Genomic DNA, 19,709 nt, shown 5'->3' with positions numbered 1-19,709 from the left:
CGCTGCCCCACTGCCCCCAGCTCACAACCTGGGCCCGCTTCGCGCGCCATCGCGACACAAGGCCGCTCCTACAGGGGCCGCGCTGGCATGCAATATCCCTTGATTCGGTTTATCGTGTACCCATCACCCGCCGACACCCGCACCATGACTGATATCGAGCGCTACCTTCGCGCCGCCACCCGTGACAACACCCGGCGCAGCTACCAGGCTGCCATCGAGCACTTCGAAACCCACTGGGGCGGTTTTCTCCCGGCTACCGCCGAGAGCATTGCCCGCTATCTGGCCGACCACGCCGACCAGCATGCCGTCAGCACCCTGCGCCAACGCCTGGCCGCACTCAGCCAATGGCACGTCGCCCAAGGCTTCCCCGACCCGACCAAGGCGCCGCTGGTGCGCCAGGTGCTGCGTGGTATCCGCACCCTGCACCCGACGCCGCCCAAGCAGGCAGCCCCGCTGTTGTTGCAGCACCTGCAAACTGCCGTGAACTGTTTCGAAGAGGAAGCGCGGCAGGCCCAGGAACATCACGACCTGGCCGCCCTGCGCCGTGCCCGCCGCGACAGTGCGCTGCTGTTGCTGGGTTTCTGGCGTGGATTCCGGGGTGATGAACTGGCGCGCCTGCGCATCGAACATATCCAGGCCGAAGCCGGTGTCGGTATCACGTTGTTCATGCCGCGCAGCAAGGGCGACCGGGAAGCACTGGGCGTGCAGCACCGCACCCCTGCCCTCAAGGCCTTGTGCCCGGTCACGGCCTACCTGCAATGGCTGGAGGTCGCCGGCATTGCCCATGGGCCGGTGTTCCGCAAGCTCGACCGCTGGGGCAACCTCGGTGACAGCGCCCTCAACAGCAACAGCCTGGTCGGCCTGCTGCGGCGCATGCTGGAGCGTGCCGGGGTACCGGCCGCGCTGTATACCGGCCACTCGCTACGGCGTGGCTTCGCCACCTGGGCAACCGCCAATGGCTGGGAACTGAAGTCGCTGATGAGCTATGTGGGTTGGAAAGACGCCAAGTCGGCCTTGCGCTATATCGACTCGGCGCAGCGCTTTGGCGAATTGGCCGTTTTACCGGCCAGCCAGACGCAACGGCTTATTCCTTGAAGCTGTGCCGGGCGACGCCGCCAGTTTCCGGGCGGATGGCATACAGGTCACCAGCATCGGGGTAATGGTGCAGCTCTTCAGGGCTCATGTCGAAGCGCGCGGTGCTGATGTACAAGGTGTTCAAGCCCGGCCCACCAAAGCAGCAACTGGTGGGGCACGGTACCGGCATCAACACCTGGTCGGTCAGGTGGCCGTGGCGATCGTAGCGCAGCAGGCAGCTGCCATGGTACTGGCACACCCACAGCCCGCCTTCGCGGTCCAGTGCCAGCCCATCCGGCCGCCCCAGTTCAGCGGGGGTTTCGGCAAACAGCGTCACCGCGCCCAGCCGGCCTTCGACGAGGTACTCGGCGCGGTAGATGGCGCGCGCCGCCGAATCGACGAAGTACACCGTATGACCGTCCTGCGACCAGGCCAGGCCGGTGGGCAAGGCCATGTCGTCGTGGATAACCTGGTCGTTCAACTGCCCGTCGAAGCGGAACAGCGCCCCGGTATTGCCGCTCAAGGCTTCGTCCATCAGCCCGGTAACGAAGCGTCCTTGCGGGTCGCAGGCGCCATCGTTGAAGCGGTAGGTCGAACGCGGGTGGACAGAGGCAGAATGCTGGAGCACCTTACGCGCCGGCACATCAAAGATGGCCACGCTGGCATCTTCGGTGAAAATCAGGTTGCCCCGGCTGGTCAGCGCCAAGGCGCCAATGCGCGCGGCTGACGCGTAAAGGCTGTGAACTTCGCCATCCGGTGTCAGGCAGTTGATGCGCCCGCCAGAAATATCGACGAAGTACAACGCGCCGCTGCGCTCATCCCAGACCAGGCTTTCACCCAGGTCCGCGCGCGTGTTCGCGACTTTCACCGGCACGTAGTTGCATTCCTTGATGCGGTTCCAGCGCTCGGCCACCTGCGCCAGGTCGTCCGCCTGCACACGGCCCAGGTCCCGGGGGTAGCTGACGCCGCTGTTTTCGTTGAAGCGTGTGGCGGTGAACTGGCCGTTGCTGGCGCGCAGGATGTAGCCGGTGTCGTGGCACAGCGCACTGGCCAGGTACAGCACGCCGGGCGTAACCCACTCCGGTTTCAGTTCTTCTGGCGGTTGGCTGATGCCCCACATGCGGGTCTTGGCCACCGGCGAGATGGCATTGACCAGGATGCCATGCTCCTGGCCCTCCATGCTCAAGGCGTTCATGATGCCGACCTGGGCCATCTTGCCGGCGGCATAGGCCACCAGGCCTGGCTGCGCATAGCGCTGGTACATGGCGCGGTCCGAGGTGGTCAGCACTACCCGTGGCGCTGCGGAGCGCTTGAGGTGGGGCCAGGCATGCTTGGCTAGCCACACGGGGGCCTGCACGTTGATGCCCAGCGCACGTTCCAGAAAGGCGGCTTGCTGATCCTCGATACGCTGGTAATCGACCCAGCCGGCATTGTGGATGAGGATATCCAGGGCACCGAAATGCTCGATGGCCAGCTCAACCAGTTGCTTGCAAGTGTCCTCGTTCTCCAGTTGGCCGGCGTGCCCAACCACAGCAAAGCCTTTGCCACGCATGGCCGTCAGTGCGTGTTCGAGTGCCGAAGCGTCCTGCCCTTGCCCCGATCGGTCGGTGCCCAGGTCGCTGATGACGACCCGCGCGCCACGTTCGGCCAACGCCATGGCATAGGCCAGGCCCAAGCCTTGTGCGGCACCGGTGATGACCGCAACTTTATTGTGAAAAGGGTCTGTAACGGGCATTTCTGGCTACCTTCAATTCTCCTTTTTACGATATCAACAAACAAATCCATGGCTTAATATTAAAAGCATGCACCTTTGATATCTCAGGGATATCACCGCCAAGTAGCCATGCTCTAGGAATGCTGGATGATCGAAACACGTTTGCTCCGGCAGTTCATCGCTGTGGCCGAAGAATTGCATTTTCACAAGGCCGCCGAGCGCCTGCACATGGCGCAACCGCCGCTGAGCCAGGCGATCAACCGCCTTGAAGAAAAACTGGGCTTCAGCCTGCTGCTGCGCAACAAGCGCGGAGTGCGCCTGACCGCAGCGGGTGCGGCGTTTCTCGATACGGCCTACCGCACGCTGGCTGAGCTGGAACAGGGGATCGAGTACGCCCGCAGTGTGTCTGCGGGGGTCAGCGGCAAGCTGACCATCACGGCTATTTCCATCGCCTATTACGACTCGCTGCTCAGCAGCTTGCGCCGTTTTCGCGAGACTTATCCGAACGTGCAGTTAACCATCCGCGAGATGCCATCCGCGTCGCAGGCCAAGGCTTTGCTGGCCGGTGAGGCGGACATCGGCTTCATGCGCAGGCTGCCGCTGCCGGCTGGTACCCTTGAAGCACGGTTGTTGCTTGATGAGCAGATCGTCATGGCCATGCCCGTCAGCCACGCGAAGGCGCGACAGGGGGAAGTCGACCTGCGCGAGTTTGCCGATGAGGATTTCGTATTCACCCCGCAAGCCTTGGGCGGTGGCTATCACGCGCAGTTGATCGCGCTGTGCGAGGCGGCGGGTTTTTATCCCAAGGTCGTGCAGGAGGCGGCGCAGATCCATACACTGCTAGGCCTGGTGGCATGCGGTTTTGGCGTGGCCCTGGTGCCGGTCTCATTCGTCGGCTCCACTGCGCGTGAGCGCGTACAGTTTTGCGCGATCCGGCCGATCGATGAGCAGCCCGCACCCGGGATCGGCCTGTACATGAAATGGAATGCCCAGAACACTTCGCCCGCATTGGCCAACTTCATTGCCATGTTCGATTCCCAGCCCATCATCAGGTAACCCTGTGGGAGCGGGCACGCCCGCTGCCACAGGGTTCAGCGCAGGTCATGTTCAGTTTGCAACGCGCCACAGCCGACCAATGTCACACGCCCGCGCCTGCAGCAGCTGCGCAGCATTGGCACAAGCCTGCTCCAGGCTCATCGGCCCACTGGCCAACGCAAATGCAGCATCGACCCCGTGGGCATACAACTGCTGATAGCCCTCACCCAAAGTCCCGGCCAGAACCACCACCGGCACGCCATGACGCTTGGCTACCCGGGCCACACCCATCGGTGTCTTGCCACGCAGTGTCTGGGCATCGAAACGGCCTTCACCAGTCACCACCAGATCTGCCCCCTGCACCAATTCATCGAGGCCGGCCAGCTCGGCCACTACCTCCACCCCAGGGCGGAACTGTGCGCCCATGAAGGCCCGGGCGGCGAAGCCCATGCCACCGGCAGCGCCACAACCTGGGTAATCCCGTACATCCTCACCCAGCAGCTGGGCGCAATGGTCGGCAAAATGGCCTAGCGCCTGGTCCAGCGCCTGCACCTGCTGCGGGCTGGCCCCCTTCTGCGGGCCGAAGATCGCCGAAGCACCATTAGCGCCACACAGCGGGTTGTCGACGTCGGCCGCCACTTCAAATTGCACTTCGGCGAGCCGTGGGTCGAGGTCGCTGGCGTCGATGCGGGCCAGCTTGGCCAGGGCCAGGCCGCCCTCCTCCAGCGCTTGCCCGTCAGCGTCCAGCAGGCGCAGGCCGAGTGCGCGCAACATGCCGCTGCCGGCATCGTTTGTGGCGCTGCCACCGATGGCCAGTACTACCCGCTGCGCGCCGGCGGCCAAGGCTGCGGCGATTAGCTCGCCGGTGCCCCAGGTGCTGCTGCGGCAGGCGTCGCGCTGGCTGGTCGGCACCAGTTGCAGGCCGCTGGCCTGGGCCATTTCGATGATTGCCGTACGGCTTTGTGGCAACCAGCCCCATCCGGCCTCCACGCTCTGCCCCAGCGGCCCACGCACGGTCTGGCGGCGCAATTCGCCGTGGCTGGCGGCAAGGATCGCCTCCATGGTGCCTTCGCCGCCGTCAGCCATCGGGCACTCGACCAGTTCAGCGTCCGGCCACGCCTCGCGCAGGCCCGCGGCGATAGCGCGGGCGACACCGGCAGCGTCGAGGCTGTCCTTGAACGAGTCGGGGGCAATGACGATCTTCATGGGGATTCTCCTGTCCTGATGAGCGGCATGCTGACAGCTGTTCGCCAAGGGGGCCTCGGTCAAATGCACAAAACGCCGGGCGGGTTGTTTGGGCGGATGCCTTCGTAACTGCTTGCCGGCCTTGTAGGAGCAGCCTTGTGCTGCGAAGAGGCCCGCATGGTCGGAGCGGGTTTGTCGCCCTGACCGGCCCTTTCGCAGCACAAGGCTGCTCCTACGGGAATCGCGTCAATCTGCCGGCAACAACTGCAACCCCAGGTACAGGCTGAGCATCCCTTCCATGCGTAGCGGGTCGACCTCGCCCAGTTCGGCAATCCGCTCCAGGCGATAGCGCAGGCTGTTGCGGTGGATGCCCAGGGCATCGGCACAGGCCTGGCTCTGGCCGTCATGGGCACACCAGGCGCGCAGGGTGGTGAGCAGCTGGCCGCTGTTGTCCCTGGCGCGAATGCGCTGCAGCGGCTCCAGCAGCTCATCCAGGGCGTCATCGTTGCGGTGGCGCCACAGCAGCGCCGGCAACCGGTAGCGCTGCAGGCTGAGCAAGCGTTCGCTGGGCAATACCTCGCGGCCATAGGCCAGCAAGTCACGTACCCGGCGGTAGCCACGGCGCAACTGCTCCAGGCTTTGCGCGGCACTGCCCAGGGCCAGCCGCTCCACGTCCCAGCCATGGCGTTGCAGGCGCTCCAGCAGACGCGACTCATCCAGTGCCACGCCGGCCGGCCGGCACCACAGCAATGACTGGCGGGCCGGGCTGACACACCAGCTGTCCGGGTAGCGGCTCATCAACCACGCCGACAACGCCTCGGCGGGCGGGCCCGAGGCCAGTTCGAACAGGCATGGCACCCGCGCCAGCTGCGGCTTGAGGCCCAATTGCCGGGCTTCGTCGAGCAGCCGGGGCGAATCACCGCTGCCACCGAGCAACAACGCCAGCAGATCATCACAGCGCTGCCGTCGCCATTGCTGGTCGGCCTGCAAATGGCGCTGGGCCAACAGCATTTCGGCGGTCATGCGTACCAGCTCGCCATAGATGCGCACCTGCTGCGGGTCACCGGTCAGGCCCAGTACTCCCATCAGCCGGCCATCGAGCATCAGGGGCAGGTTAACCCCGGGCTGCACACCTTTCAGGCATTTGGCCGCATCAGTATCCAGCTCGACGATTCGGCCGTTGGCCAAAACCAGCTGTGCCCCTTCGTGTCGGGTGTTGATGCGCTCCGGCTCGCCACTGCCCAGGATCAAGCCCTGGCTGTCCATGACATTGACGTTGCACGGCAGAATGGCCATGGCCCGGTCAACGATATCCTGCGCCAGGTCATGGTCGAGTTCGAACATTGCGTGGTCCTTTAGGTGTTAGGCTTTTGGGCTCGGGCACAGCAGCCTGGGCCGAGCACTGTGCAAAAGCACAAAGACAGGCTAGCCGCAGTCCCCGAGACTCGTCAGGGCGAGCGCCGGAACAGGCGACGCGGCAAAAACCATAACAACAGAGAACCCGATCATGGCACACAGCCCCGCCCCTGACCAAGGCTCGGACACCACCCGCAACGCGCTGTACCGGCGCATCACGCTGCGGCTGATTCCGTTCATTTTCATCTGCTACCTGTTCAACTACCTGGACCGCGTCAACGTCGGCTTTGCCAAGCTGCAGATGCTCGACGCCCTGAAATTCAGCGAAACGGTGTACGGCCTTGGTGCTGGCATCTTCTTCATCGGGTACGTGCTCTGCGGCCTGCCGAGCAACCTGGCACTCAACCGCTTCGGCCCGCGGCGCTGGATTGCGCTGATGATGATTGCCTGGGGCAGCCTGTCCACCTGCCTGCTGTTTGTCACAACCCCCACCGAGTTCTACGCCCTGCGGCTGCTTACCGGTGCTGCCGAAGCCGGCTTCTTCCCGGGCGTGGTGCTGTACCTTTCGCGCTGGTTCCCGGCTGCCCGTCGCGGCCGCATCATGGCCCTGTTCATGTCGGCGATCCCGGTGTCCGGCCTGCTCGGCGGGCCGTTCTCCGGCTGGATCCTCCAGCACTTCGCCGCCGGCCAACACGGCCTGGCCGGCTGGCAATGGATGTTCCTGATCCAGGGCCTGCCCACCGTCGCCTTGGGTGTGCTGGCGGTGTTCCTGCTCAGCGATGGCTACCAGAAAGCCGCCTGGCTGAGCCCGGCCGAACGCCAGCTGATCGCCAACGACCTCGAAGCCGACGCTGCGGGTAAGCCGAAAACCACGGGCGATGGCGTGCTCGCCGTGTTGACCAACCCGCTTATCTGGACCTTTGGCTTCATCTACTTCTGCATCCAGAGTGGCGTTTACGCAATCAACTTCTGGTTGCCGTCGATCATCAAGAACATGGGCTTCGACAACCCACTGCTGATCGGCTGGCTCAGCGCCATCCCGTACCTGCTGGCCGGTGTGTTCATGATCCTTTGCGGCCGCTCGGCGGACCTGCGCAACGAGCGCCGCTGGCACCTTGTGGTGCCGATGCTGATGGGCGCCGTCGGCCTGCTGATTGCGGTGAACTTCGCCGGCAACCCGGGCATTGCCATTCTGGGCCTGTCGATCGCCACCATGGGCGCGCTGACCGGGCTGCCGATGTTCTGGCCGATGCCAACCGCCCTGCTCAGCGCCGGTACAGCCGTTGCCGGCCTGGCGATCATCAACTCCGTGGGGCAGATGGCAGGCTTCCTCAGCCCGTACCTGGTGGGGTTCATCAAGGACCAGACCGGTTCCACCGATGCCGCGCTGTATTCGCTGGCGGCGCTGATCGTGCTAGGTAGCTTGGTGGCCTTGCGCGCAACTCGCGCAGGCGCATTCAAACCGGCCAGCGTTTGAAGTGTTGTGCCAGCCGGTCTGATTCCCGGCTGGCACTGAGTCATGCTGGATTGTCGCTAGACAGTTGTAAGCCGCAGTTCCAGCAGCTCTGTCGTAGCTGGCATTTCCCCCGTCCGCACATTGCCCATCTCCTCTGGCAGTTCAATGCGAACGATACCGGACTCTCGCCCTCGTAGCAGATTCACCCCGAACATCTCCTTCGCCACCTCAAGCGCAAGCCCCGGAAGCCCGATGTGGTACTGGTTGATGTCTGCTATGGTACGCGTTGTGGCATCCCAGGCTATCATCCCCCTCCCCACCATACCCGTTCCACCAGTCCCCAGCCGTATTCCCGACGATGCAATTGAGGCCGCAGACGATGGAGCCACCCAGGCAGCTATCACGCCGGGTGGTGTACCAAGGATCAACCCGGTCATACCCGAAACCGCTGCTATCGAATTGCCGACGCGCGCCATCAACGGGTATTCGGGCTGGCGCCCAGGAAAACTCAGATATTGCTCGGCGGTCATGCCTTGGTGGGCGGCATGAATAGACCTCTTGATGATCGACGTGGAAACTTTAAATCCCGACAGGGCGGTGTTTATCAGACCTGTAAAGCCACTGAAGACCTGCTGGAACGTCCGAATGACATCATGACCGCTTCTGTCAACATAATTGACTGGGTCGCCTTGGCAATAGGCATAGGCGTTCAGCCCACCCTTGCCAAACGGGCTGATCGAATCGGAGCTGCTGAACCTCATAAGCGCCGGCTGATACAAGCGTTGGCCATTGCCGAGCAGATAGCCTTGGGATGTTGCGTCGTGCCATTCACCCGCATAGCCCAAGGCAGACTCGGCTCGCGCACCAAATCCATAAACGGTATACGTGCAATGGCCTTTCCCGGGTGCAGCCAACTTGCCTACCGTTCCCATGTCGTTACCTCAAGGTCAAAATCGTAGAGTGACCAGAAGCGAGACAATCCGAAACTGACAATAATGCTAGTACGCCCCTTGAACACCCAGAAGAGCTAGGTTGATCCGCCAGGAGGCGATGGCGCCGAGGGCTGAAGGGTGCCTTTCAAAGCGCCCCGGTTGTGTGTAAAACAGGTGGATCAGCCTACTGCAAAAGGACCAACGCGCATGATCTACCGCCCCCTCGGCCACAGTGGCCTGCAGGTTTCCGCCCTTACTCTGGGCAGCATGATGTTCGGCGAGCAGACCAGCACCGAGGACGCCCTGCGCATCATCGACAAGGCCTGGGACCAGGGCGTCAACTTCATCGACACCGCCGACGTTTACAACGCCGGGCGTTCGGAAGAAATCGTCGGTGAAGCAGTGGCGCGCCATCGCCAGGACTGGATCGTTGCCAGCAAGGTCGGTTTCGGCCCGGCCGACGGCCTGCCAAACCGCAGCGGGCTGTCACGCAAGCACATCTTCAATGCGCTGGAAGCCACCCTGACGCGCATGGGCATGGATTACCTGGATATCTACTACCTGCACCGCGAAGACCACAAGGTGCCGCTGGAAGAGACGGTACAGGCCATTGGCGACCTGCTGCGCCAGGGCAAGATCCGCTACTGGGGCGTGTCCAACTTCCGTGGCTGGCGCATTGCCGAGGTCTGCCACATTGCCGAGCGACTGGGTGTGCCCAAGCCCGTGGTCAGCCAGCCGCTGTACAACATCGTCAACCGCCAGGCCGAGCCGGAGCAGCTTGCTGCAGCCGCCGCACACGGGCTGGGCGTGGTGCCATTCAGCCCATTGGCCCGGGGCGTACTCAGTGGCAAGTATGCGCCGGGTGCTGTGCCCGATGCCGGTAGCCGCGCCGGGCGCCAGGACAAGCGCATCATGGAGGTGGAGTGGCGCCAGGAGTCGCTGGCTATCGCCCGGCAGATCCAGGCTTATGTAGAGGCCAAGGGTGTGGGAATTGTCGAGTTTGCCATTGCCTGGGTGCTGAACAACCAATCGGTGAGTTCGGCGATTGTCGGGCCGCGTACCGAGGAACAGTGGGATACCTATGGTGGTGCATTGGCGGTGAAGATCACGGCAGAGGATGAAGCGTTCATCGACTCGCTGGTGACGCCGGGGCATGCCTCGACGCCAGGGTTCAATGATGTGGCCCACTATGTGAGCGGGCGGTTGGCCCGTAGCTGATTTTTCGCGGATAAACCCGCAGGATTTGCGATGGTTTCAAGGCAGACACAAGCCCTGTAGGAGCAGCCTTGTGCTGCGAAGAGGCCATTGCAGCTGAAGACAATCTTTAGCCTTACCGGCCTCTTCGCAGCACAAGGCTGCTCCTACAGGGCCGGTACTGACAACGCCATTGGGGAGCCCTGCGCCGGGCTTCCGGTCCCCCCTTTCCCCAATCATCTCGGTATGGTGCGCACCATTGGTTTTCACCTTTGGAGCTGCAATGAAACTCTTCCAACCCCTGCAAGTCGGCCCGCTCACCTTGGCCAATCGTGTGTTCATGGCACCCCTCACCCGCCTGCGCAGCCTCGAGCCGGGTGATGTGCCGACCACCATGATGGCCGAGTATTACCGCCAGCGTGCCAGCGCCGGGCTGATCATCACCGAAGCCACCCAGATCTCCTTCCAGGCCAAGGGCTATTCCGGCTCGCCCGGCATTCATAGCGCCGAGCAGATTGCCGCCTGGAGGCACATCAACGAAGGCATTCACGCCGAAGGTGGCCACAGCGCCGTGCAGGTGTGGCACACCGGCCGGGTGTCGCACACCTCGTTGCAACCCGGCGGCGAAGCGCCTGTGGCGCCCTCGGCGCTGCCGGCCAGCGCACGTACCACCTTGCGTGACGAGCAAGGCCGCCTTGTACGTGTAGAGACCTCCGCACCGCGCGCCCTGAACGAGAACGAAATTGCGGGCATCGTCGCCGACTTCGGCCAGGCAGCAGTGAACGCCCGCGAAGCCGGCTTCGACTTCATCGAACTGCACGCTGCCCACGGTTACTTGCTGCACCAGTTCCTTACCCCGAGTGCCAACCAGCGTGAGGACCGCTACGGCGGTAGCGTCGAAAACAGGGCGCGCATTGTGCTTGAAGCAGTGGACGCGGCGATTGCCAACTGGAGTGCCGAGCGCGTGGGTATTCGCGTTTTCCCGCTGGGCGGGTTCAATGGCGTGGACAATGGCGAAGACCAGGAGGCAGCAGGGCTTTACCTGATCCGCGAGCTGGCCAAGCGCAACCTCGCCTACCTGCACCTGTCCGAGCCGGACTGGGCCGGCGGCAAGCCGCTGCGTGACGAGTTCCGCCAGGCGATCCGCGCTGCCTATCCGGGGGTTATCATTGCTGCGGGTGCCTATACCGCCGAGAAAGGCGAAGACTTGATTGGGCGCGGTTTGATCGATGCCGTCGCGTTCGGGCGCAGCTACATTGCCAACCCGGACCTGGTACAGCGGCTGCGGATGCAGGCGCCTCTGAACGAACATCGGTCACAGTTCGACTACGCCAATGGGCCCGAAGGCTATACAGATTATCCGTTTCTGCACCAGGCCAGGGGCGCTGGTGAAGGTTCGGCTCACCGATAATCAGGGTATTACCGGGTACAGGCGGCCATCCTGCAATCCTGCCCCTGGATCTGAAAGACAAAAAACGGAGCCCTCCAAGGGCTCCGTTTTCCAGCGGCCGGGCATGCCTTGGCGTACCAGTCACTCAGGCATCTTACACGGCGCGCACTTGCGCAGCCTGCATGCCCTTCTGTCCCTTTTCGGCAACGAAAGACACTTTCTGGCCTTCTTTCAGCGACTTGAAGCCGTCCGACTCAATGGCTTTGAAGTGGACGAAAAGGTCGTCGCCACCGCCATCGGGAGTGATGAAGCCGAACCCCTTCTCATCGTTGAACCACTTGACCGTTCCGTTTTGTCTGTTGGACATACTCTAATCCCTCAAATGCTGGCTGGTGCGTTTACATGGATAGTTGAGCCGCCAGTCGATCGACTGGCATCTTCACACTCCATCTTGGGCGATATGAAGCCAACTAGCCACTGACACTTTTATCAGTACGCAAAAAAAGTCGCTTACGAGACTCGCGCACTACACCAGATCAGCCATCGCCTGAGCAGCAAAAGCATAGGAACGTTGCCGCGCCAACGGGTCATGAATCCGGCAGTCGATCATCAACTCATCTGCCCCGGTCTGCTCGATCAGCGAGCGCAGCCCTTCTCGTACCCGCTGTGGCCCACCCGCCACTGTGCAGGCCATCACCTGTTCAAGCACCGCCCGCTCATGCTCAGGCAGGCGCTCGACATAGCCTTCCTGCGGTTTTGGCAACAACCCCAGGCGCCCCACGTGCAGGTCCAGCATCCACTTGCGGTGGGAGCTGGCCAGGTAGTCTGCCTCGGCATCACTGGCGGCGGCGAACAGGTTCATGCCCACCATCACGTAAGGCCTGGCCAATTGCGCTGAGGGCTGGAAGTTGGCGCGGTAATGGGCAATCGCCTGCAGCAGGTAGCGCGGGGCAAAGTGCGAGGCGAAGGCATAGGGCAGGCCCAGCTTCGCCGCCAGGTCGGCGCCGAACAAGCTGGAGCCGAGGATCCACACCGGCACATCGTGGCTGCCAGGTACGCCACGCACCCGGCGTTGGCCGTTGTCGGCCAGGTAATCGCGCAGTTCGGCGATGTCCTGGCCGAAATCACGCTCTGGCGCGACACCGCGCAAGGCACGCACGGTCGGCCCGGACGTGCCTGGCGCGCGGCCCAGGCCCAGGTCGATACGGCCCGGGTGCAAGGTATCGAGGGTGCCGAACTGCTCGGCTATGACCAGCGGTGCATGGTTGGGCAGCATGATGCCACCAGCGCCGACGCGGATGCGCCGGGTGGCGTTGGCAATTTCATTGATCACCAGCGAAGTGGCAGCCGAGCCGATGCCCGGCATGTCGTGGTGCTCGGCGATCCAGTAGCGGCTGTAGCGCTGTTGCTCGACATGGCGCGCCAGCTGGCGGGATTCTTCGATCGCGTCGGCGAAAGTCTTGCCTTCGCCGATCATGACCAGATCCAGTACGGACAGTGCAGTCATGGGGTCTCCAGAGGGATTATCAGTGGCTGACAGTTTCCCTGCTGCGCTGCCAGCGATAAACCCAGGTACAGGCCCGGCATACGGGCCTGATATTCCCCAATCAGCACTCCCAGGGCACGCCCGATTCCCAGCTGGCGACCAACAAGTCGATGAAACCGCGTACCCGAGGGGACAGGTGACGCTTGCTCGGGTACACGATGCGAATCGGGTCCGCCGGTGGCCGGTAGGCATGCAGGACTTCCACCAAGGCGCCAGCGCGCAGGTCGTCACCGGTGATGTAGGTGGGCAGGTGAATCAGCCCGAAGCCGGCCCGGGCACCGTCGAGCATCGCCTCCGAGCTGTCGATGTTCAACCGGCCAGGGTCTTCGCACAGGTGCAGCCCTGCTTCAGTGTCAAAGCGCCAAGGCATGGCTTTCTCGCCCGCGAGGAAGGCGATCTTGTCGTGACCATAAAGGTCGGCAGGCACCAAGGGAATACCTCGCGCTTCGAGGTACGCGGGCGAAGCGCAGGTGGCAAACTGCTGCCAGGCCACCGTGCGGGTCAACAGCTGCGAGTCTTCCTTGGGTGCGCCAATACGCACCGCAACGTCCACGCCCTCCTCGACCAGGTCGACGAAACGGTCGGTGAAGCGGATGTCTGCGCGCAGTTCAGGCCACTGCTTGAGGTACTGGTCCAGCACCGGCAGCACATGGCGCTGGCCGAGCGACAGCGGCGCAGTCAGGCGCAAGGTGCCTGTGGGTTTGCCGCGGCGCTGGGCCATGGCGCTTTCCACCTCGTCCAGGTCATCCAGGATCTGCCGCCAGCGTTCGAATGCCACCAGGCCTTCGTCGGTCAGGCTCAGCTTGCGCGTGGTGCGATTGAGCAAGCGCACCGCCATGCGGGCCTCCAGGCGAGCAATGCTCTTGCCCACCGCCGACCGGGTCAGGCCCAGGCTGGCAGCGGCGGCAGTGAAGCTGCCGGCCTTGGCGGCGCTGACGAAGGCGGCGATATCGCCGAAGCGGTTGGGTTCCATGGACGGTTCCTGAGTACGGTGCGGCCGGTTTAGATGGGTCTGGATCTGTGAATTGCAAGCGCCAGGAACGGCAAGCCTCAAGACAAGCCTTTGATCACGAGCAGATGCGCTGGATAGAACAGGTAACCCCACCGCCCTACCGCAGGTACCCGCCAAGCATCATGACGCAACAACAGCCACCCGACAGGGACTGCCAGCGCAGCTGCAACCAGCGTCAGCAGGGTAATTGGCGCCAGAAGATGCTCGCGCAGCCAGTTGTTGGTCAGGTTGCCGCCAATGGCCATCAGGCAAGGCAGCAACCAGGCTAGCCCACCCTGCCTGCGTGCTATCAGCCAGGCACCAGGTAGCAACACCCCGGGCAGCCCGTACATCAACTGATCACTGAACAACCACCCCGCCAGCAGGCCTGCAAGGCCAAGCACTCGCGCCGACCGCAATGGGTGCTGCACACCCCAGGCAACCAGCAACCCCAGCACCAGTGTCGGCATTACACTGAACGTCTGCGAACCACTGTCCAGCCAACGATAGGCAGGTTCCGAGAGCACCGCGAACAGCAGCATCAGCAGCAGATAGCGCAGGTTGGCGCGGGTATGGAACACCTCTGCCCTGGCACGCCCCACATTCACCGCAATGGCCAGGCAAAACAGCGGAAACGCCAGCCGGCCTAGCACGAACAAGCCATGGGCCTGCGGCCATATGAAGCGCAGGTGGTCGGCAACCATGGTCAGCATCGCTGTCCATTTGACCAGGTCCAGCCCGGCCGAACGCATGCCTCAGTGCCCACGCTCGACCGCACCTGCCCCCAGGTACCGGTCGGTCCAGGCAGCCAGCGGCAAAGGCGGCTGCTGGTCGACGATACGGCGCCAGATCAACACCAGGTCATTGCCATTGAACATCGACCCAGGCCCGGCGCCGTCCCACGCCGAAGGCACATCGACAATCCAGTGGCCCTGGGTGTCGCGGTGCGCCATGTTGAAACGGAAGGTATAGTTGCCCGGGATGCCCATGCGCAGGTCGGTGACCACCAGCGCATCGCCTATCTGGTCGTACCGCAGCCAGTCGCCGGTGAACCAGCGCAAGCGCTGGTGCAAAGGGTCGCCTGCCAGCGCTTTTGCCAGTTCCAGGTTACGCGACAAGCGTTGCATTTCCGGCGCCTGCCGGTCGAACCCGCTGCTGATGCCTTCGTAGTAGTCGCCATTTTGGGTCTTGGCCATGACCCGCCAGACCAGGCTGTTGAACGCGATCGGCACGGCGCGAACCTCGCTCACGACGATGCCTTGCTGGTCCAGTGCCGCCTGGAAGCGTTGCTCGGCTGCCATGCGCCCGGCAAGGCCGAACCCCAGGTAAGCGGTACTGAACACCAGTGCGAGGGTCAACAGGCGTGTAGCGCTACCGGTAACGCCCTTGATGGTTGCGTAGATGACCGCCGCCAGCAGTGGCAAGGTATAGACCGGATCGATAATGAACACTGCAGCCCAGCTTTGTGGGGTGGGTTGCAGTGGCCAGAACAGTTGCGTGCCATACACCGTGAAGGCATCCAGCAACGGGTGGGTGATGAGCACCAGCCAGAAGGCGAGGAAGAGCCTGGGCAAGGTGTAGCCTTTGCCGGGCCAGCATCTATTGACCAGCCAGGCCAGCAGCAAGGCCAGCCCGGTGAGCACGAACAGCGAGTGTGAGAAGCCGCGATGGTAAGTCATCTGCGACACAGGGTCGGCATAGCGGATGATTACATCGAGGTCGGGCAGCGTGCCCAGGGCTGCGCCATACAGCAGCGAGCGGCGGCCCTGGATACGGCCAAGCACGGTGCCTTGCAGGGCTGCGCCGAGTACGGCCTGGGTGATGGAGTCCAAGGGTAGCATCCTGAAAAGGTGGTTTCCGGAAGCTACCTCTATCTGGTGCCGATGCGCAAATCCCCTCCGGTTGCCCCTAGGTGATTCAGAACAACTGCCAGGTGTACACCAGGGTCAGCCGGTTCTCGTCGATATCGCTGCGGTAGTTGGAGCGTGCCATGGCGTTTCTCACCCGAATCCCCAGCCCTTTCAGTACCCCGCTCTGTACTGCATAACCGATGTCCAGGTCGCGTTCACGATCACGGCCTTCATAGCCCAGCCCGGTATCGACATTGTTACCGGTGATGTAGCGCACGGTCGCGGTCAGGCCTGGCACGCCCATGGCGGCGAAGTTGTAGTCGTAGCGCACCTGGTACGAGCGCTCGTCGGTGTAAGCGAATTCATAGGTCGGCACCTCGTTACCCAGCGGCGAAATATTGGCGAACACCCGTGGGAACGGGCTGTCGCCATAAATGCCCTGGTAGCCCGCATGGAAGCTGTGCCCGCCATGCCGGGCGGTGAACATGGAGAAGAACGCCTGGTTGTCGATGTTGCCCAGCAATGCATCGCCATCCTCACGCGCGGTGAAGTAGCCCAGGTTGGCACTGAGCACCCAGTCACCCACCGGCTTGCTGTGCTTGAGGCCGACAAAACCCTGTTGGTAGATGTCCTCAAGTTGCCCGTACCACAGGCTGACGCTGCTCTGGTTGGCATTGAACGCGTAATCCCCGCCCACATAGTTGAAGGCATCGCTCTCGGCCTGACGCATCGGCACATGGCCGAGCATGGCGTTCATCTTGCCGTCGCCGCCTTCGTTGCGCAGGTGGGTGCTTTTCAGATGCCCGGCCTGCACGGTCAGCCCGTCAATTTCCGACGAGCTCAAGCTGGCGCCCTGGTAGGTCGGCGGCAGCAGGCGGATGTCGCTAAATGTCAGTACCGGAAGGTTCGGTTGCAGTTCACCGACGCGCAGTTCGGTCTTCGACAGGCGAGCCTTGAAAGTGGGCGCAAGGCGGCTGTACTCGTCGGCAGCACGGCCGTCGCCATGTACCGGTAGCAGGCCGGTGTTGACGCGGTCGGGGCTGCTGTCCAGCTTTATGCCCAACAGGCCGAGGGCATCGACGCCAAAGCCGACCGTACCTGGGGTGTAGCCGCTCTTGAAGTCGAGGATGAAGCCTTGGGCCCACTCCTCGGCCTTGGACTGCCTGTTGGCCCCGACAATATCGGAGAAATCGCGGCTGAAGTAATAGTTGCGGGCACTCAGGGTGGCCTTCGAATCCTCGAAGAAACCGCCTTCGGCGGCCAGTAAGGGTTGGCTGAGCAAAGTCAGGCCCAGGGCAACGCAAGGGGTGTGATTCATTCCGAAGCTCTCTTGATCTTGTTTTTATGGATAAAGCGTTGGAAACACGACAACTCATGGGGTGCGGCGCAGCACCTCCCGGGTACGGGGCTGGCGCAACCTGAGCAGCGCATGGGCGAGCAGGCCGAACAGCAGCCCCCAGAACGCCGCCGACAGGCCAAGGAAGGCCACCCCCGAAGCAGTGACCAGAAAGGTGAAAAGGCCTGCATCGCGCTCGGCGGGCTCCGCCAGGCTGCGGGCCAGGGCTTCGCTGATGGCGCCATACAGGGCCAGCCCGGCCAGGGCGGATATCAGTGCAGCGGGACAGGCTGCGAACAGCGACATCAACGTGGCACCGGCGATGCCCAGCAGCAGGTACAGCGCGCTGCCCGCCACCGCCGCCACATAGCGCCGCCGTGGGTTTTCATGGGCCTCATGGCCCGTGCAAAGGCTGGCGGTAACCGCCGCCAGGTTCAGCCCGTGACAGCCGAATGGCGCCAGCACGGCACCGGCCAGGGCACTGGCGCTGATCAACGGGCTGGCTGGTGTGGCGTAACCCGCATTGCGCAGCACCGCCATGCCCGGCATGAACTGCCCGGTCAGCGCCACCAGCACCATCGGCAGCGCCAGGCTGAATACCGCTGCCAGGCTGAACTGAGGGGTGATCCACTGCGGCGAAGCCAGTTCCAGCACCAGCGCCTCGCTACGGAACGCACCGCTGGCCCCGGTCACCAGGGTGCCCACGCACAGCACCGCAGCCACTGCATAACGGGGCTGAACCCGGCGCATCAGCACGTAGGTGACGAACATCGCCAGTACCAGCAACGGCTGCACTGGCAAGGCGCGGAACACTTCGATACCAAAACTGAACAGGATGCCAGCCTGCATGCCAGCGGCGATGGACCCCGGCAGCCGCGCGATGATGCGGTCGAAGGCCCCGCTGATGCCGATCAGCAGCAGGACCAGGTTGGCCACCAGGTAGGCACCCACGGCCTGTTCCACGCCGAGTTGAGGCAAGGCAGTGACCAGCAGCGCGGAGCCTGGGATCGACCAGGCGATCACTACCGGCACGCGGTAGCGCAAACTGAGCAGCGCACCCAGCACGGCACTGCCCATGGACACGGCCCAGACCCAGGATGACAACTGCTGGTGAGACAGCCCGGCAGCTTCCGCGGCGTGGAAAATGATCACCAGCGGGCCGGCGTAGGAGATCATCGTGGCGATGCAGCCAGCGACAATGGCGGACAGTGAGCTGTCCTTGATCAGGGTTTTCATGGCGCATCCCGCAAGGCAGTGGCCGGTCTTTGTGGCTGGTCTTGTTCTTTTCGGGTCATGCCTGCGCCGCGATGGCCTGGGCTTGCCGACGGCCGCTGGCCAGGTGCACGGCCATGGCCAGGGCGGCGATCGCGCCTGGGATGGCGAAGGCGATGAAGTTGAGTTGCAGGGGCAAGTTGATGCCCATCAGTGCGCCGCCCAGCAAGGGGCCGACGATGGCGCCGTTGCGGCCGATACCCGAGGCCCAGCCAAGCCCCGTGGAACGCACCGACAGCCCATACATTTGCGCGGCGCCGGCATACAGCAGGATCTGCGTGCCAATGGTGGTGGCGCCGGCAATGAAGATCAGCAGGTACAGCACCGGCATCGGGCTATTGACGCCCAGCAAGCTGATCGACAGCGCGGCGGCAATGAAGAACGCCACCTTGACCTTGACCAGGTTGTAGCGGTCACCCAGCCAGCCGCCGAGGATGGCCCCAGCCATGCCGCCGAAGTTCAATGCCAGCAGGAACGACAGGCTGGAGCCCAGGCTGTAGCCAGCGTTGGCCATCAGTTTTGGCAGCCAGGAGCTGAGTGCATAAACCATCAGCAGACAGCAGAAGAACGCCAGCCACAGCGCCAGGGTGCGGATGGCGAGGCCGTTGCGGAATAGCTCCAGCACTGACGCCCCGCCACCCGCTTTACGGTCAGCCGCCTGCAGCACGTCATCGGCCTGCACGTCGCATTGCGGGTCGAGTCGTTTGAGCAACGCCCGCGCTTCCTCGGTACGCCCCTTGCGCACCAGAAAACCAATGGACTCTGGCAGGTAGTAGAGGATCACCGGCAACAGCAACAGTGGCACTGCAGCTGCGAAGAACATCGACTCCCAGCCGAAGCGCGGCAACATGAAGATGCCGACGCCCGCCGACAGCATGCCGCCCAGCGAATAACCGCTGAACATGATCGCCACCAGCGTACTGCGCAGGCGCTTGGGCGCGTACTCGTTCATCAGCGCCACAGCGTTGGGCATCAGGCCGCCACAGCCCAGGCCGGCAATGAAGCGGTAGATGCCAAACTCGCTCGGGCTAGTGGCGAAGCCATTGAGGATGGTCGCCACCGAGAACAAGGCGAAACAGATGGCAATGCCCTTCTTGCGCCCGATGCGGTCGGCCAGGCTACCGAACGCCAGGGCGCCGAACATCATGCCGAACAGCGCGTAACTGCCCAGCGCACCGGCCTGCAAAGGGGTCAGGCCCCACTCTTTCATGATGACCGGCAGTACCACGCCGTAGATGAACAGGTCATAGCCGTCGAAGATCAGCAGCAGGCCGCACCAGGCCATGACCATCCAGTGGAACGGGGTGAAACGCGCGTTATCGATGATCGGGTGTACGTCAAGGGTTCGCATGGCATCTGTCGCTCTTGTTTTTGTTGT

The 19,709-nt window shown here is 63.3% G+C and carries 17 protein-coding genes and 1 pseudogene; 5 read left to right on the top strand and 13 right to left on the bottom strand.

Translation table 11 applies throughout. The features are described 5' to 3' along the window. The first annotated feature begins 87 nt into the window (after positions 1 to 87). Positions 88 to 1,095 carry a site-specific integrase gene (locus ABI582_RS22695; protein ID WP_442120325.1) on the top strand — a complete coding sequence of 336 codons (1,008 nt, stop codon included), beginning with the start codon at positions 88 to 90 and terminating at the stop codon, positions 1,093 to 1,095. Here the strand turns inward: ABI582_RS22695 and ABI582_RS22690 are convergent. Next, positions 1,085 to 2,194 (bottom strand): SMP-30/gluconolactonase/LRE family protein, encoded by a 1,110-nt coding sequence (locus ABI582_RS22690; RefSeq protein WP_442120415.1) that lies wholly within the window; start codon positions 2,192 to 2,194, stop codon positions 1,085 to 1,087. The two genes, ABI582_RS22695 and ABI582_RS22690, sit on opposite strands and share 11 nt — an antisense overlap. A 54-nt stretch (positions 2,195 to 2,248) precedes the next feature. Continuing rightward, positions 2,249 to 2,731: pseudogene (locus ABI582_RS22685) on the bottom strand (SDR family NAD(P)-dependent oxidoreductase); the annotation flags it as partial. Positions 2,732 to 2,935: 204 nt separating this feature from the next. Here ABI582_RS22685 and ABI582_RS22680 point away from each other — a divergent pair. Then, entirely contained in the window at positions 2,936 to 3,844 is a 909-nt protein-coding gene (locus tag ABI582_RS22680) for a LysR family transcriptional regulator (protein ID WP_442120324.1), read from the top strand. Between the two features lie 51 nt (positions 3,845 to 3,895). Here the strand turns inward: ABI582_RS22680 and ABI582_RS22675 are convergent, their stop codons facing one another. Both ABI582_RS22675 and ABI582_RS22670 read right to left on the bottom strand, forming a co-directional pair. Beyond that, positions 3,896 to 5,029: a glycerate kinase gene (locus ABI582_RS22675; protein ID WP_442120323.1), complete on the bottom strand. Its 1,134-nt coding sequence runs from the start codon at positions 5,027 to 5,029 to the stop codon at positions 3,896 to 3,898. A 225-nt stretch (positions 5,030 to 5,254) separates the two neighbouring features. Then, positions 5,255 to 6,352 carry a sugar diacid recognition domain-containing protein gene (locus tag ABI582_RS22670; RefSeq protein WP_442120322.1) on the bottom strand — a complete coding sequence of 366 codons (1,098 nt, stop codon included), beginning with the start codon at positions 6,350 to 6,352 and terminating at the stop codon, positions 5,255 to 5,257. Between the two features lie 163 nt (positions 6,353 to 6,515). Here ABI582_RS22670 and ABI582_RS22665 point away from each other — a divergent pair, with 163 nt between their 5' ends. Beyond that, complete coding sequence (locus ABI582_RS22665) at positions 6,516 to 7,841, top strand: MFS transporter (RefSeq protein ID WP_442120321.1); 1,326 nt, start codon at positions 6,516 to 6,518, stop codon at positions 7,839 to 7,841. Positions 7,842 to 7,897: 56 nt separating this feature from the next. On the opposite strand, the gene ABI582_RS22660 is transcribed toward ABI582_RS22665, so the two are convergent. After that, the gene (locus ABI582_RS22660; RefSeq protein ID WP_442120320.1) at positions 7,898 to 8,752 is read right to left on the bottom strand and encodes an RHS repeat-associated core domain-containing protein; all 855 of its coding nucleotides are present in this window, start codon (positions 8,750 to 8,752) and stop codon (positions 7,898 to 7,900) included. A gap of 207 nt (positions 8,753 to 8,959) precedes the next feature. Here ABI582_RS22660 and ABI582_RS22655 point away from each other — a divergent pair, with 207 nt between their 5' ends. Both ABI582_RS22655 and ABI582_RS22650 read left to right on the top strand, forming a co-directional pair. Then, positions 8,960 to 9,970, top strand: coding sequence for an aldo/keto reductase (locus ABI582_RS22655; RefSeq protein WP_442120319.1), 1,011 nt, complete (start codon positions 8,960 to 8,962; stop codon positions 9,968 to 9,970). 259 nt (positions 9,971 to 10,229) lie between these two features. Then, the gene (locus ABI582_RS22650; protein ID WP_442120318.1) at positions 10,230 to 11,357 is read left to right on the top strand and encodes an alkene reductase; all 1,128 of its coding nucleotides are present in this window, start codon (positions 10,230 to 10,232) and stop codon (positions 11,355 to 11,357) included. A gap of 133 nt (positions 11,358 to 11,490) precedes the next feature. Here the strand turns inward: ABI582_RS22650 and ABI582_RS22645 are convergent, their stop codons facing one another. The 8 genes from ABI582_RS22645 to ABI582_RS22610 all read right to left on the bottom strand — a co-directional run bounded on the left by ABI582_RS22645 (position 11,491) and on the right by ABI582_RS22610 (position 19,682). Then, entirely contained in the window at positions 11,491 to 11,703 is a 213-nt protein-coding gene (locus ABI582_RS22645) for a cold-shock protein (protein ID WP_442120317.1), read from the bottom strand. 159 nt (positions 11,704 to 11,862) lie between these two features. Beyond that, positions 11,863 to 12,843 (bottom strand): LLM class flavin-dependent oxidoreductase, encoded by a 981-nt coding sequence (locus tag ABI582_RS22640; RefSeq protein WP_442120316.1) that lies wholly within the window; start codon positions 12,841 to 12,843, stop codon positions 11,863 to 11,865. Positions 12,844 to 12,943: 100 nt separating this feature from the next. Next, a complete protein-coding gene (locus ABI582_RS22635) occupies positions 12,944 to 13,855 on the bottom strand; it encodes a LysR substrate-binding domain-containing protein (protein ID WP_442120315.1) in 912 nt (303 codons plus the stop codon). A 77-nt stretch (positions 13,856 to 13,932) separates the two neighbouring features. Then, positions 13,933 to 14,625: a TraX family protein gene (locus ABI582_RS22630; RefSeq protein WP_442120314.1), complete on the bottom strand. Its 693-nt coding sequence runs from the start codon at positions 14,623 to 14,625 to the stop codon at positions 13,933 to 13,935. Positions 14,626 to 14,628: 3 nt separating this feature from the next. Further along, positions 14,629 to 15,705, bottom strand: coding sequence for a metal-dependent hydrolase (locus ABI582_RS22625; RefSeq protein WP_442120313.1), 1,077 nt, complete (start codon positions 15,703 to 15,705; stop codon positions 14,629 to 14,631). Positions 15,706 to 15,790: 85 nt separating this feature from the next. Next, on the bottom strand, positions 15,791 to 17,041 hold the full coding sequence (locus ABI582_RS22620; protein WP_442120312.1) for an OprD family porin: 1,251 nt from the start codon (positions 17,039 to 17,041) through the stop codon (positions 15,791 to 15,793). Positions 17,042 to 17,095: 54 nt separating this feature from the next. Further along, complete coding sequence (locus tag ABI582_RS22615) at positions 17,096 to 18,295, bottom strand: benzoate/H(+) symporter BenE family transporter (RefSeq protein ID WP_442120311.1); 1,200 nt, start codon at positions 18,293 to 18,295, stop codon at positions 17,096 to 17,098. A 55-nt stretch (positions 18,296 to 18,350) separates the two neighbouring features. After that, complete coding sequence (locus ABI582_RS22610; protein WP_258911930.1) at positions 18,351 to 19,682, bottom strand: MFS transporter; 1,332 nt, start codon at positions 19,680 to 19,682, stop codon at positions 18,351 to 18,353. Positions 19,683 to 19,709: the final 27 nt, after the last annotated feature.

Source organism: Pseudomonas sp. SAS7, assembly GCF_052112345.1.
GTDB classification, from domain to species: Bacteria; Pseudomonadota; Gammaproteobacteria; order Pseudomonadales; family Pseudomonadaceae; genus Aquipseudomonas; species Aquipseudomonas putida_Q.
Note: the sequence above shows the minus strand (reverse complement) of the source record. Positions and strands in the feature narration are given on the sequence as shown.